The organism is Delftia lacustris (assembly GCF_040267515.1).
Classification (GTDB): domain Bacteria; phylum Pseudomonadota; class Gammaproteobacteria; order Burkholderiales; family Burkholderiaceae_C; genus Comamonas; species Comamonas tsuruhatensis.
The window spans coordinates 85,097-98,221 of record NZ_CP141273.1; the positions used below are offsets into that span (position 1 = coordinate 85,097).

A 13,125-nucleotide genomic window follows, 5' to 3' on the forward strand; every position below is an offset into this window, starting at 1 on the left:
GGGGGAATAATTAATTAGGGCCTCTTTTTAGTCAATATCATGGTCTCTATGATAGTTGCTGTTGTGGATGTTGGTTGCATTCCAGTGTCTCTCAGGGCTGGTAATGTCCTTCATCGATTCATTAAATAGATTTGACTGGCTGTTCTGGACATCGGATTCATTATCTTTGTTCTCTAATTTGTTTGCTCCGAATTTCAACTGCCGTAATAGGTAATAGATTACGCCTGCAGCCGCAAGCATCAATATTTCATCTATTGGAAGCATACGAATCCCCTTTCTGAATTGATTATATGGAAGATAGGCAATATTTGCAAATACTTTGCTTTATTGTTGAAAGTTCGCGCCTCCGTAGGCTTCGCACAGGCGGCGAGGTATGCAAGAGGTGGTTTTCCTCGAAAAGTGCATTCTTTTCGAGCTTTTCGCGGCAAAAAAGGCCTGCCTTGTCGATAGCATATACGAGTCTATAGTCACTCTTGAGCCAGCCCATGTCCCGCGAGATCAGTCGTAAGGTAATCCGCCGCTTGCTGGAGGTCAGCGCTGTTTTCCTCCTCGGCGGCATGTCGCTCCTCCATGCGTGCGAGTCAAAGCTGCCCCCGGGCGCTTCAGCGAGGGCGGACGAGTTTATCAAGGAGGGCAAAGCATGGAAGGCATATGGTGCGATGAACATAGAGGCGTCGAGAGGTAGTGGAGGGGCCTATCGGTACTTGGCGACAATGCTAGAGAGGGGGCGAGGCGTTGAGCGCAGCGCCTTCGCTGCTCGGCAGTTGAATTGGATGGGTTCGCAATACCACGACGCCGATGCGATGTTTCACGCCGCCAAGGATTTTTATGCGCGCGGACATCGCAATGACGGTGATGATCTAGCCGAAAGAGCCGTCCGATGCGGGCATCCAGAAGCGGCGTTACTTCTGGCGGAACGGCGCGCTATGGAAGGTAGAGCCAGTGAGGCGTTGACATTCCTTACGCTGGCTATCGAAGCCAGTCTCCCTGGGGCGAAGTATTTTCTGGCCGAAGTGTATGACAAAGGTTCTCTTGGTCTGCCGAGGGACTATGAGCGTGCATTCTATTGGTACTCGCTTGCAGCGAAGGACGGCATCGCGGAGGCAAAGTCCGCGATGGCTTACTATTTCGTTCGCGGTTTGCATGGGCAGCAGGATGATCTTGCAGCACTGCATTGGTATCACGAAGCGGCGAAAGGCGGACATGTTGATTCGATGACCGCCTATGGCTGGATGTTGATGACCGGTAAGGGCGCTTCAGTGGACATTGGGGAAGCAAGCTACTACCTCAGCCTGGCCGCAAAAAATGGTGATAAGCAAGCAGCGAAGTTCCTCAAGGAAATCAAAATGAAGCGCGATGAACGAATCCAACTTTCTGCTTCCCCTGCGCTCAAAAATGATTAATTGTTATATGGCCCAAGTTTGCGCAGTCTTTGCAAGTTGGCTCGGTATTGCAAGTTTAGCAAGCGGCCTGAAATCGTACAGCACTGGAATGCATGTGATTCCGCACCGATCTAGGGGGGGGCAGTTCCTAGCGGAATTGAAGGGCGCAGCACAGCAGATCCTGCTGAAGTTGCAGACCGCAGTGGACAGTTCGCATGATGCTTTGTCACGGCGAAACATCAGCCTTGCCATGGTGTTTGCCATTGTGCTCGCAAGTGGCGCTACGCAAGCGAAACCGACTGATGCTCAGATTGCACGAAATAACTTCGTCCAATCTATTCCTGTGCTTCCATGGCTTAAGTTGGCTGAGACAACTATTCATGAGGTGCGGACGCCGATTCAGCAGCTAAAGAGCCAATATCAGGGAGCTTTACTTATCCAAGAAGGCACGTCGGCGGAGACTGGAGGCATGTTTATAAACCTCTCCATGGCCTTGCCAGAGGGTATGTTGAATGAGCCTGGCCTTCAGATGCTGACGCTGGATTTCGATGAGCGAAAGATTCTTCAAATGGTCGTCTTCAGAGTCAATCGCGGATGGAAGGACAGGAATCTCACACCCTTGGTTGAGAGGATGACTGGCCGCTACAGAAACCTGGCTGAGCCGGATTTCCTGGGGGATCCTGACAGCGAGGCAACTGACAAAACATTGCTATTCGATATAGGGCGGTTCGCTATCGAAGTGCGTTTGCCGCAGCACGGAACTTACGCAACGGCAACGTTCACCACCAAGACTATTCTGAAACGGTTGCGAACAGTAGATAGCACGATTCACATCTTCGGCGACATGCTCGATAGGTGACATGGAGCGAGATAGGACAGCTCTGCTTATTGCGAGATCTAGATCATTTGTAACCGGGGGGCACAGGCAAAAACCAAGAATCGAAAATTCTGCGGTGCTGATGCCGACTGAGGGCTGGTTCTGGCCAAGGTGAAGCTGATCAATGTTGGTGCGAAGGCGAATGCAGAGAGGGGCGGCAGGACCGTGTTGCGGTGTGAGCTCGTCAAAGGGTTAGAGCGATGCGGACCGGGTGAAGGTGCTCGGCAGGCAGCTGGCGGCCGCCGCCCAGCTCTTCCCAATTTGGGCACTGCCGCGTACGTGTTGGAGATCGAGAGCTTCAAGCTGCAAGGTGCATGGCCATCGCTCTTGGAGGACAGGTCGCCACGAGCCTTGGGGTGTTCAGCGGTTGCAGCGTTGGCACTTGGCCGCTGGACTCCAAGGACCTTCAATCAAAGCCGACGTTGAAAGAATGCAATTAATTAGCAATCAAGTAATTGCAATAAATTGATGTGTAGTAAGCAAAAAAGCTCGCTTTCATGGGGTTTCATCTGGAGCTATTTTGATTGCAAATAAAGTGGAGCAATAATTGAAATGATGATTAGCAAACTTATCGCTGCAGCGCTGACGCTCATGGCTACAGCCACGCTGAGCCACGCTTCTCCAGAGACGGATGCCTTGTCCCAGAAGTTGATGAAGTCGATGCCCGGCCTGACTATCGACTCGCTTAGTCCGAGCGCCATCCCCGGCCTCTACGAAGTGGTGTCGGGAGGGGACGTGGCGTACGTGACTCTGGACGGCGTACACATGATCCAAGGGACGATGTTCAACGTCCCTGCCCGAAAAAATTTGTCCGAAAGGACGCTCTCCACGCAACGCGCAAAGGCGCTGCAGGACTTGGATCCCGCAAGCCTGATCGTCTACAAGGCCTCGGGCCCGGAGAAGCAGGTGATCACGGTGTTCACAGATCCCTCCTGTCCGTACTGCCACCGTCTGCATGACGAAATCCCCAAGCTGAACGAGTTGGGTGTAACGGTGCGCTACGCGCTCTATGCCCGTTCCGGTGAAGGAACCTTGACCTCGCGCCAACTTTCGGAGGTTCTCTGCGCCGCAGACAAGAAGACTGCCCTTATGCGGTTCTTCGCGAACCCTTCCTTGAATTCCTCGGGCGCTGATTGCGACCAGGCACAAGGACTTGAGCGCATTGCTCGCGCGGCCAACCAGGTTGGTTTGAAGGGGACTCCACACATCGTGACGAACACTGGCTACGCGTCGTCTGGCTACATGCCTGCGCCTGAGCTTCTACGGGCCATCCAGCAGGGAAGCTGAGTATCATCTGTCTGCGCTGTCCTTTTATCCTCCCTCCCTCCCTTGTGACAGCGCCTTCGCCGCCCCTTTTTGGGGCGTCTTTTTTTGGTTCCGGCTGGTGAGTAAAAGCGTTTCACGAGATGAAAATGGAGTTGACATCATGTGTTCGGCTTTGCTTGAAACTTTACTTCTGCAAAATTTGAAGGGAGAATTTCGTGGATGAGCAAAAAAGCTGCCACGAAAGAATTGGTTTTCACGATTCCCGAGGATCTGCAGTTCTCGGACTTGGAACTCCGTCTTGACGATGATGGGCTGGTGCGGTTCAACTGGGAGGCGATCGAGCGTCTGTGCGCGACCTCCAACATCAACCCGGACTTTTTCAAGCTCTCGTCCCCCGAATACGTCGGAAACTTGATTTCCCACTGGTATGGCGTGCACCTTTACAACGGGGGCGCCCACGATCCAGAGCAAGAACGCGCCCTGTCTCACGGTGACACCATGCACTGGGGCAGCGAGCAGTTCCAGCACAGAGCCGGTACGGCCTAGTTCGCCCAGCTCCAGTAAGAACGCCCCGGAGAGACGACCTCAGGGGCGTTTTTTTTGGTTTGCCGGCCGGTTTACTTCTTGGTGAGCAGTCTCTTCCAGTCAGCTTGGCTTGCTGGAAGCGGGACGTTGACCATCCGTTCTTTCTCGCCGTCGTAAACGAGTGGCAGGGTGTCCAATCGTGCGAGCAGTGCCTGGGTGCTGTTGTCCTCCATCTTGAAGACCCCGGTACCTAGGATGCGCTTCACTTCGGAGTCCTTGCCCATAGACTTGGGCTGGAGCCAAGCCACATCTCGTGCTTTCTCCGCAAACTCCATGGCCTTAGCGAGCCCGGTGCCGCTGATCGTCTCCGCGCCGTAGGCAATGGCCATTGCGGCCGTGGCGAACTCGTCGTGTCCTGCGGACACAAGCACCAGGCGCAGAGGGCGCACCGCCGCGCCTTCGCGGCGCAGAGCTTGGTGAAATCTCACCAAGTTGAGCAAGCTGTCTCGCCCAGCCTGTTTGCCCAAATCCACCACGAAGCTGACAGCCGAACCGGCGCCGCCTGGCACAACAATGGCGTGCATGTCCTGTGGCCGCAGAGCCTTGGCTGGGTTGTCGGCAAGCTCACCACGAACGAAGCGCTCCGTGTCCACGTTCACATCGCGGTTCTTCTGCATGTCGATCATCATTCCGACCATGAGGTACCGCTTGGACTTGTCCGTGTAGAAGACGTAGAGCTCTTTTTTCCCTTCAGGTGTCGCATCAGAAAAGCTCGTGGCCTCAACCACATAGCCCTCCAGACCAGGGAATGGTGCCTCTACACGGCGGATCACCTTCGGGTTTTCGACCCTGTAGTTCGCATCCGCGCCCAGCATGTCCTGCAACCTCTTACTGTCCTTTAGCCAGTCAGGGAGGTCCTTGCTCTTGGAATCGATTGGTTCCGAGCGCAGGACGCTAGGAGCATCAAGGGCCGCAGGAGCGGCTGCTGCGTCTTGTCCCTTGGGCTTGCCATTTTTCAGGAGACCTCCAAAGTCAACCGCGTGAGCGCTTAGATGGGCGCACAGGCCGATGATCGATGCGGATAGGATGAGCCGTTTAAAGCGCATGTCCAGCCCCTTGAATGATGCGGCTCACCATTCCGTTGAGCAGGAGGAGAAACTGCTGGGGATTGCCCTGCGCGTTGTCGGGCGTCACGACGAAACGCCCAGCCAGCGCAACAGAAGGAGTGGAGGTGAGCTTGTACGTCCGCACGAGTCGAGCGTGGCTCGAAACGCGGTTCTCGACGCCCTGGCCGCGCCCCTTCAGGTACGCCTGGACTGCCTTGCCCTCACCGCCTGCTTGGACGATTGTGCGCAGCACGTCAGTAACTGTGAGCCTGCCTGATGGGGGCGTTCCCAACTCGGGATCACCCTGCAGCTTCATGTACATGAGGTAGTCGTAAGTTTGTATGGCTTGCGGCGCAACGTCTTGCGTGATCAGTCGGCCCAGCACCGCGTTAAATGCGTTTTCGCCTTCGCTGGTGATCAACGGGGTGGCCTCGAAGCTGAGAGGCTTTGGAAGGGTTGCTCCCCATTGCACCAGGCCATTGTGATAGTTGCGGCAGAAGGGACAGTCGTACGAAAAAAGCAGACGAACTCGGGTCAAGTCACCCTTGATAGGAGGGTTCAGAACCTCGTACGGCTTCATCTCCCCAGCGTCGGTTACAGGCGTTCCGGCCTTCGCCGGCAAATCGGCTGCTTTTGACGGGAGTGCAAGGCTTGCGGTGATGCCTGCAAGGGTGGCGAGAGCTTGTCGCCGTTCTGTGAGGAGTGTCATATTGAGCAAGGGGTTCAAAGAACTTCGCGTCCGGTGACATCCAGGGCCTCTGCCAAGGAGGTGTCACCACTGAGCACGTTGAGCATCGCGTCATGGAGCAATGTCCGATACTGCGGCTGCGTCTCGGCGGCGCGGGCGAGATCCTTCAGGCTGGACTCTTCGATCGCCAGCCGCACAGCCTGCGTGGGCAGCAACAGTTCATAGATGCCCTTGCGACCACTCCATCCGCCCTTGCAATGCTCGCAACCGTGGGGGTTATGTGTGTACAAGGAGGAGTGGGCGGAAATCGTCTCGGCGGGCACGCCCGATTTTTCGATGAGCTTAGCCACTTCATGAGTCAGCGGGGCCGCGAGCCGGCAGTGCTGGCAGAGCCTTCGGACTAGGCGCTGAGCCAAGATTCCGCCCATCGATGCAGCCAGGACGTTGGGGTCCACTTTCAGATCCAACATGCGGCTGAGTGTCATGAGCGCCGAGTTGGTATGGAGAGTCGTCAGAACGAGGTGACCGGTAAGGGCAGACTGAGCAGCAATACCTGCAGTCTCGTCATCGCGTATTTCGCCCACCAGGATTACGTCCGGGTCTTGCCGCAACATCGCCTTCAATGCCTTGGCAAATGTCAGCTTCGGGTTCACCTGAGCCTGCGTGAGTCCCTCGATGCGGTACTCGACCGGTGTCGTGGTCAAGTCTTTTCGGACATTCCGATAGGGGATGTTCGTTCAAGCTGAGTGAGCTGCCAACGCCTGCTGCATCTCGTAGTCATTGGGTGACTGGTATCCCAGCGTGGAGTGCAACCTGATAGGGTTGTAGAAGCCCACGATGTAGTCCGCGATGTCCGCCTGGGCCTCAGCATGGTTTGCATAGTCGCGCTGCCAGACACGCTCCATCTTCAAGTTCAGGAAGAATCTCTCCATCACTGCGTTGTCCCAGCAGTTGCCCTTGCGACTCATGCTGCACACCAGGCCATGGCTCTCCAGCAACCCCATGTGCAGTTCGCTGGCGTACTGACTGCCTCGGTCCGAATGAACCAGCAATCCTGGCTTGGGGCGGCGGCTTGTGATGGCCATGCGCAGCGCCTCGCACACCAGCTGTGCTGGCATGCTCGGGGCCATGGCCCAGCCCACTACTTTTCTGGAGAACAGGTCCAGCACCACCGCCAGATAGAGCCAGCCACTGCGTGTGCGAACGTAGGTGATGTCGCTGGCCCATGTCTGGTTGGGCTTTTCAGGTTTGAACTGGCGCTGCAGCACATTGTCTGCAACAGGCAAGCCATGGCGGCTGTCGGTGGTGTGCGTGAACTTGCGCCGCCAGCGTGCTCGCAGTCCGTGCGCGGCCATCAAAGTGCGTGCTTTGTAGCGCCCAACAGCCCAGCCTTGCAATTTCAGCTGTGCACTCAGGCGGCGACTGCCGTAGCTGCTCCCACTGGCATGGAAGACTGCTTTGGCCTGAAGGCTCAGTGGGCTCACTGCAGCCTTTGTGGTGGCGCGCTTGCGCGCCGCGTACCAGCCCGAGCGGCTCATGCCCAACACCCTGCACCACTGGCTTACTGGGGCCTTCTGCGCCTGTGCTTGCGCACTCATCAGGTCCTGAATCATTTCATTTCCCGGGCGAAGAAGGCCGACGCTTTTTTTAGGAGTTCATTGTCCGATTGCAGTTGCCTGACCTGCGACTCCAATTGCCGAATGCGTTGCTGCTCGGCCGTCAACGGCTTGCCAATACCCGGACGTCCGGCCGCCTCTTCGTCGTACTGCGCCAGCCAGCGGCGCACCGCGCTGTCAACCAGATCCAGATCCTTGCTGACCTGAGCCACGCTCAGATTCTGTTCTCGGACCATCTTGACCACTTGTAGCTTGAAGGCTGCGTCAAACGCCCTGCGCGCTCTTTTGTCTTTCATGTTCGTCATTTCCTCTGGGGTCTATGGGCCCCTATCGAGGTGTCCTATTTCATTGGACCATGACACGGGTCCTCGATAGTGATGATCTTGACGGCCGGTTTGATCAGCTGGAGCAACACGCCATAAAGCGTGGTCGTCTTTCCCGACCCTGTTGGTCCGGTGACCATCAACATACCTTGAGGCTGGCTTATGACGCGCTGAAGTGCCGCGTGAATGTCCGCTGGCATCTCCATTTTGCTTAGGGGGGTCAGGTTTTCACTCTTGTCGAGCAGGCGGCAGACGATGGACTGCCCCCGCGCCAGGGGAAGGATGCTGACGCGAAATTCAACGTTGCGGCCGTCAACGCTCATCTCGAATTTTCCGTCCTGGGGGGCTTGCGTTTCGATCAAAGAAAAGCGACACCTGGAACGAATCTTCCGGTCCACCTCACGCCCGATGGCGAGAGTGAGGCGGCCTTCCTCTTGAAGTTCTCCCCTCAACCTAAAGCGGACGAGACAATCTGATTCTTGGTCGTCGAAGTGCACATCGCTGGCTCCGCGACGAGCAGCTTCCCTGAACAGATCGTTCATGTAGGTGGCTACGGGCGCGTCCTTGGAACTGGTTGAAATGAATTCCGCAGCAGGCCCACTGGTCACCTGCATCGCGACTTGTTCGGATGAAGAATTAGCGTTCATAGATTCTTAAATTGACGCGTAATTGTCCGATAAAAAATTGCTTTGTGTCAATAATTGTTACACCTCTGCGTGCGCTTCTAGATGTTCTATTTAATTGGCGTAAAGGTGCAATTAAGTATTGCAATTCTCTGCAATTCGTTCAAAATTGGAACTGTCTTGCGGGAGCTGTTCATCCGGGCAGCGAGCCACAAGCGTTTGCCCTCCGGGGTTTGGAGCATCCATGTCGCCTCACCTGCCCGGCACGAAGCCGGAATCCCTTGCGATCCTTGGGAAGATCCTCCCGCCCGCGCAGATCCGCCGCTTCGAGCGCATGGACCGTATCTCGCAATGTGTGGAAGTTGCCTCGAACCTAAATGCTCGCCATCTCTACATGGAGGACTCCGAGCTGGGGGGGCAGCTTGCCGAGCTTTTGAAGCTGCTCATCCGCGAGAAGGCTGAAGCGCAGATGGAGCACTTCCACGCTTTGGACGATGCAGGAGCGATCAATGCCGGACGGCCCTTTGGCTTTGCCGAAGCACCTAAGTTGATGCCGCGCTTTCGGGATCGAATCACCTCTCTTATCAAGCGCGGGCGGTGAGCATGGACAAGCTTTTCACGCGCGTCAGCGAACGCGCCACTGGTGCATTCCTGGTGGAGTGGCAGTGGTTGCCGCACGGTGCGGCCCAACCTACGGTCGGCTCCCTGAGCTTTGAGGTCGATGCCTACCATAAGGATGATCGCGGGGCCCTGGCAGAACTTAAGGGGCTGTACTACTTGCTTGAGCACAAGCATGTGCACGGCGAAAGGCGGCTCGGAAATGGCGTCAAGCTTTGCGTTTCAAGCGGCGCCATCCGAAAGGCGCTCGCGAAGAACGCCTTGAAGAAAACCATGTCCGGAAAGACTGACAAGGCAGCTGTTGCCAATGCGGCCACCTTCCTCGCGACCAAATACTTTGAGGCGACTGTAGAGGTTGCTCGCTGGCCAGAAATGACGCCGAAGTCCGTTGTGCCTTGTGAAGAAGTAGAAGACCTTGGTAGGCAGTTCGACCGTATCACCATCGACTGCCCTTTGTTGGGCGAGTCTGTCTCGCTGTCGCGGCACGCCATGCATCGATACGTCGCACGGATCGACCAGAAGCGCGACAAGCTCGATGAATCGGATTTAAGCAGCGTGGCGGACGCACGATGGACCGCTGCTTGGCGCTGGTTCGCCCGCATCTTTCCCAATCCCAGCCTTGTCCGCGCTGAATTGCTTCCGAAGGTGAAGGCGAAGTTTGAAGCCAAGTACGGCAAAGATTGCCACTACCTCCATTTCCAAGATGCGGGTGTGCTGCTTGTAGTTCGGAGAGACTCCGTGGGGCTGATCGTCGCGACGGTCATTCGCCTGTCACCCTATGAGCCGCTGATCGTGCTTCCTGATTACATGGTTGGGCAGGGCCTCGTCAAAGGGCATCTCCACCTGTCTCGTAAATAGGCATCGAGCCTAAGGTGCATCATGAAAAATTCGATTTTTCAACTGTGGCAGACGGTCGAGGCCCTGACGCCCGCTGAAGCGGCCCGCATCGACGCAGCTGATCCGATTTCCCCCGTGTACGGGCTGGCGATTGATAGTGTGATGCCCTGGGAGGATGTCGCTCACCAGCGCAAGCGGATCGAGGCCGGATGGCGCTGGCAGTACATCGCTCAGTGCGGCATCTACTCCGTCGATGAAGTCTCGCGCCTTCTCGTGTCGGCTGCGTCCATGCCTGAACTCCCATGGCAGGAGCGATTGGGAGCTCGGTCACGCCTTTTCGATCTGGCGATGGACAGCAATGGATACCCCATCGCACATACATTCGCACTTTCGCTAGCCGCCTGGGCGAGCGGCCTGCTGATCCGCGAGCGGGGAGATGTCGAGAGTCTCTTAAGTGGCGGGGTGTCGCGGCTTGAGGGACTTCCGGTGCCAGGCAACACGCTTCCAGAGGTTCGAAGTGGCTATGCGGGCTTTGACATGCTCTCTATGGCGCTGATGCAACTGGTAGCGGACCAGGTCGAATGCATGCGAGAGGAAGCGCGCCCTGCTGGAGTGGCTTGGCTTGCGCAACTCGCTCATGAGGTGGCTGAGCGTCTGGGCATCCCTTTGATCGCTTTCGACAAGCGGGCTCCGCTGCGTGTTCGTTCTGTGCGCGTCAGGGTAGCAACGCAAGATATCGACTCCTCCGCCAAGCCCAGTGCCCCGGACATTCTTACAAGTTTCTTTGTGGAGGACCTCAGTCGTGCTGAGGCTGCCTTCTCTACCGGCAAAGCAGGAAAGGGACTGAGTCAGTTTATTGCGGCTGGCACGGGAAATTTCGAAGTTGATCGAGTCGATGTTCGTGATGAGGATTGCGCCGAGGTAGTGCTCGACCGCATGCGCCCGGACAGAATCCCCGTTGGTAGGTGGCCCTCGGACCACGCGTTGGTCTTCAGCCAGCAGCTGGCAGTGAACGAAGCCGTCTCAACGCTGGCCGATGACGCTGGGCTGTTCGCGGTTAACGGGCCGCCTGGTACTGGTAAGACGACGCTGTTGCGAGACGTGGTGGCGTCGGTCGTAACCCAGCGCGCCATGCAGATGGTCAAGTCGCGTACGCGGAAGTTCACGGACAAGCAGGTCTTCAAACTATCCGGGGTGTCGCTACCCTTCTACAAGATGCACGAGTGCCTTCAGGGCTCCTCGATCGTCGTGGCGTCCAGCAACAACGGGGCCGTCGAGAACGTGTCTCTTGAGCTCCCGGGCGCCCAGGCCGTGTCTCAACGAGTCAACCCGTCGTACTTCCCCGAGATTGCGTCGAGAATCATCGGTAAGCCCGCATGGGGTCTGATAGCCGCGCCCCTCGGTAAGCGCTCGAACCGCAGCGAGTTCCTGAGCCGCTTCTGGTGGGGCGAGAGTCGTTCCGCAGATCCTGACTCCGAAAAGGCACCCGGCTTGCGCGAGCTGCTGCGCTCCATTCAACAAGGTGTGTTGTCGCCGCGCATTTCCTGGGATGACGCTGCCGCAAAGTTCAAGGAAGCTGTGGAATGCGAAGAGCAAATTCGCGCCAAGATGCTGGCGCTGTCAAAGTTGCCTGAGCATGTTGCCCACATCACGCTTCGACGGAACAGTGACCAAGCGGCACTGACTCACATTGAGGAGCAGCTTTACGAGCTGGAGTCGGTGTCCCAGGCTCTACGAGTTCAATCCAGCCTCGCTACAAAAGACCTGTGGGCTGCGGTAGAGGCGGTCAACCGGGCAGAAACGGCTCAGAAACTCCATTCCCTGACTAAGCCCGGTGCACTCGCTTGGATGGCGACGTTGGGGCTGGCAGCCCGGGAATGGGGTGAGAGAAACCAGGCGCTTCTTAAGGAAAGCCATGCAGCACGCCAAGCTGCCATCGCCAAGCAAGCCGCACTCGATGCGATCACTTCTGAAATGGAGCAACTCAACGCACACATCGAAGCACTTACCAAGCGACAGAATCTGCTGGCAGAAGCGATTGATGCAGCCGAGGCCAACTTGGAAACACACGAATCCAAGTTGCGCGCGGCGATCAGCGAGTTGGGCTCCAACTGGCCGATGATCAACGTCGATCCATCGCAGCGTGAGCATTCCTCGCCCTGGGCCCACCCGGCATGGCTGAAAGCCCGTGAAGAGGTGTTCCTGGCTGCCCTGGACGTTCACCGTGCCTTCATCGAGTCGCACCCTACGCAGATGATCGCCAACCTTGGGCTCGCAAGCGATTGGTTGAATGGCAAGCCTATGCCGCACGACCTGGCTAAGCTGGCGCTGGACTCGCTGTGTCTTGTTGTACCTGTGATTTCCACCACTTTCGCGTCGATGCCGCGCATGTTCGCCAGCGTTGGTGGCCAGGCAATCGGATGGCTGCTGATCGATGAGGCGGGGCAGGCCGCTCCATCGCATGCCGCTTGTGCGATCTGGCGTGCGCGCCGCACTGTCATCGTGGGTGATCCCCGCCAGCTTGAGCCCGTCTCCACCATACCAGTGGAGGTGGAAGACATGCTCGCAAAAACGCTGAAGGTCGAAGACGGGTGGCTCCCCAGCCGCGTATCAGCTCAGAGTTTGGCTGATCGCTCTGCACGTCTTGGCACTTTCATTCCTGATGAAGCTGGCGAGAAGATCTGGGTCGGATGCCCCTTGCGACTTCACCGTCGCTGCGATGAGCCAATGTTCACGGTCAGCAACACAATTGCCTACGGCGGCATGATGGTCCATGGCAAGCCTGCCGGCACCCCAAACAACTTGCCACCCAGTGGATGGCTTGATGTGCAGGGCGTGGTTGCGGCGGGCCATTGGATCGTCGAAGAAGAGGCCTGCTTGCGTAAACTGGTTGCGCGCATCCTCGGCATCGGAGCCCATGCAAATGAGATTGCGATGATTTCTCCTTTCCGAGATTGCGCACAGAACCTTCGCCGCGTCGCGCGCGAGATGAGCGTTGACGGCGGCAAGGTGGGCACGGTACATACGGCACAAGGGAAAGAAGCGGATGTGGTCATACTTGTGCTGGGTGGGGACCCGCGCCTGCCGGGGGCGAAGGCTTGGGCTGCAAGTAAGCCCAATCTACTGAACGTCGCCAACTCGCGGGCGAAGAAGCGCCTATACGTGATCGGTGACCGCAGTCTTTGGCAGAGGCAAAACTATTTTTCAGTACTGGCCGATAGCCTGCCTGTCCTCAACACGGCGGACATCAACGTGTGCCGCTAG

General features: G+C 57.0%; 12 protein-coding genes. 7 read left to right on the forward strand and 5 right to left on the reverse strand.

Annotated elements, in window-relative coordinates; genetic code table 11:
* Nucleotides 1–485 precede the first annotated feature (485 nt).
* The 4 genes from U6958_RS00465 to U6958_RS00480 all read left to right on the forward strand — a co-directional run bounded on the left by U6958_RS00465 (nucleotide 486) and on the right by U6958_RS00480 (nucleotide 4,071).
* The gene (locus U6958_RS00465; protein WP_074924387.1) at nucleotides 486–1,403 is read left to right on the forward strand and encodes a tetratricopeptide repeat protein; all 918 of its coding nucleotides are present in this window, start codon (nucleotides 486–488) and stop codon (nucleotides 1,401–1,403) included.
* Nucleotides 1,357–2,241, forward strand: a complete 885-nt coding sequence (locus U6958_RS00470; RefSeq protein WP_143044724.1) for a hypothetical protein — start codon at nucleotides 1,357–1,359, stop codon at nucleotides 2,239–2,241. The genes U6958_RS00465 and U6958_RS00470 overlap by 47 nt, the downstream gene beginning before the upstream one ends.
* A 570-nt stretch (nucleotides 2,242–2,811) precedes the next feature.
* Nucleotides 2,812–3,546, forward strand: a complete 735-nt coding sequence (locus tag U6958_RS00475; RefSeq protein WP_065345270.1) for a DsbC family protein — start codon at nucleotides 2,812–2,814, stop codon at nucleotides 3,544–3,546.
* Nucleotides 3,547–3,744: 198 nt separating this feature from the next.
* Entirely contained in the window at nucleotides 3,745–4,071 is a 327-nt protein-coding gene (locus tag U6958_RS00480) for a hypothetical protein (RefSeq protein ID WP_074924383.1), read from the forward strand.
* 71 nt (nucleotides 4,072–4,142) lie between these two features.
* On the opposite strand, the gene U6958_RS00485 is transcribed toward U6958_RS00480, so the two are convergent.
* The 5 genes from U6958_RS00485 to U6958_RS00505 all read right to left on the reverse strand — a co-directional run bounded on the left by U6958_RS00485 (nucleotide 4,143) and on the right by U6958_RS00505 (nucleotide 8,430).
* Nucleotides 4,143–5,156 (reverse strand): hypothetical protein, encoded by a 1,014-nt coding sequence (locus tag U6958_RS00485; protein ID WP_065345268.1) that lies wholly within the window; start codon nucleotides 5,154–5,156, stop codon nucleotides 4,143–4,145.
* Nucleotides 5,146–5,883, reverse strand: coding sequence for a hypothetical protein (locus tag U6958_RS00490; RefSeq protein ID WP_143044723.1), 738 nt, complete (start codon nucleotides 5,881–5,883; stop codon nucleotides 5,146–5,148). Before U6958_RS00490 ends, U6958_RS00485 begins: the two co-directional genes overlap by 11 nt.
* Nucleotides 5,880–6,548, reverse strand: a complete 669-nt coding sequence (locus tag U6958_RS00495) for a GspE/PulE family protein (protein WP_074924379.1) — start codon at nucleotides 6,546–6,548, stop codon at nucleotides 5,880–5,882. The genes U6958_RS00490 and U6958_RS00495 overlap by 4 nt, the downstream gene beginning before the upstream one ends.
* 33 nt (nucleotides 6,549–6,581) lie before the next feature.
* Nucleotides 6,582–7,765 (reverse strand): IS3 family transposase gene (locus U6958_RS00500; protein WP_201266015.1). Its coding sequence is split into 2 segments (ribosomal slippage): nucleotides 6,582–7,483 and nucleotides 7,483–7,765, totalling 1,185 coding nucleotides; the frame shifts between segments, so codons are not numbered across the junction.
* Between the two features lie 35 nt (nucleotides 7,766–7,800).
* Nucleotides 7,801–8,430: a GspE/PulE family protein gene (locus U6958_RS00505; RefSeq protein ID WP_083393605.1), complete on the reverse strand. Its 630-nt coding sequence runs from the start codon at nucleotides 8,428–8,430 to the stop codon at nucleotides 7,801–7,803.
* A 220-nt stretch (nucleotides 8,431–8,650) separates the two neighbouring features.
* Here U6958_RS00505 and U6958_RS00510 point away from each other — a divergent pair, with 220 nt between their 5' ends.
* The 3 genes from U6958_RS00510 to U6958_RS00520 are packed head-to-tail and all read left to right on the forward strand — an operon-like array spanning nucleotide 8,651 to nucleotide 13,125.
* Nucleotides 8,651–9,007 (forward strand): hypothetical protein, encoded by a 357-nt coding sequence (locus U6958_RS00510; RefSeq protein WP_074922022.1) that lies wholly within the window; start codon nucleotides 8,651–8,653, stop codon nucleotides 9,005–9,007.
* Between the two features lie 2 nt (nucleotides 9,008–9,009).
* The gene (locus U6958_RS00515; protein ID WP_065345264.1) at nucleotides 9,010–9,882 is read left to right on the forward strand and encodes a hypothetical protein; all 873 of its coding nucleotides are present in this window, start codon (nucleotides 9,010–9,012) and stop codon (nucleotides 9,880–9,882) included.
* Between the two features lie 21 nt (nucleotides 9,883–9,903).
* On the forward strand, nucleotides 9,904–13,125 hold the full coding sequence (locus tag U6958_RS00520) for an ATP-binding protein (protein WP_074922020.1): 3,222 nt from the start codon (nucleotides 9,904–9,906) through the stop codon (nucleotides 13,123–13,125).

What these genes read in the sequence shown, in the direction of transcription:
- U6958_RS00465 (WP_074924387.1), top strand. Translation starts at nt 486, where the DNA reads ATGTCCCGCGAGATCAGTCGTAAGGTAATCCGCCGCTTGCTGGAGGTC.
- U6958_RS00470 (WP_143044724.1), top strand. Translation starts at nt 1,357, where the DNA reads ATGAACGAATCCAACTTTCTGCTTCCCCTGCGCTCAAAAATGATTAAT.
- U6958_RS00475 (WP_065345270.1), top strand. Translation starts at nt 2,812, where the DNA reads ATGATGATTAGCAAACTTATCGCTGCAGCGCTGACGCTCATGGCTACA.
- U6958_RS00480 (WP_074924383.1), top strand. Translation starts at nt 3,745, where the DNA reads ATGAGCAAAAAAGCTGCCACGAAAGAATTGGTTTTCACGATTCCCGAG.
- U6958_RS00485 (WP_065345268.1), bottom strand. Translation starts at nt 5,156, where the DNA reads ATGCGCTTTAAACGGCTCATCCTATCCGCATCGATCATCGGCCTGTGC.
- U6958_RS00505 (WP_083393605.1), bottom strand. Translation starts at nt 8,430, where the DNA reads ATGAACGCTAATTCTTCATCCGAACAAGTCGCGATGCAGGTGACCAGT.
- U6958_RS00510 (WP_074922022.1), top strand. Translation starts at nt 8,651, where the DNA reads ATGTCGCCTCACCTGCCCGGCACGAAGCCGGAATCCCTTGCGATCCTT.
- U6958_RS00515 (WP_065345264.1), top strand. Translation starts at nt 9,010, where the DNA reads ATGGACAAGCTTTTCACGCGCGTCAGCGAACGCGCCACTGGTGCATTC.
- U6958_RS00520 (WP_074922020.1), top strand. Translation starts at nt 9,904, where the DNA reads ATGAAAAATTCGATTTTTCAACTGTGGCAGACGGTCGAGGCCCTGACG.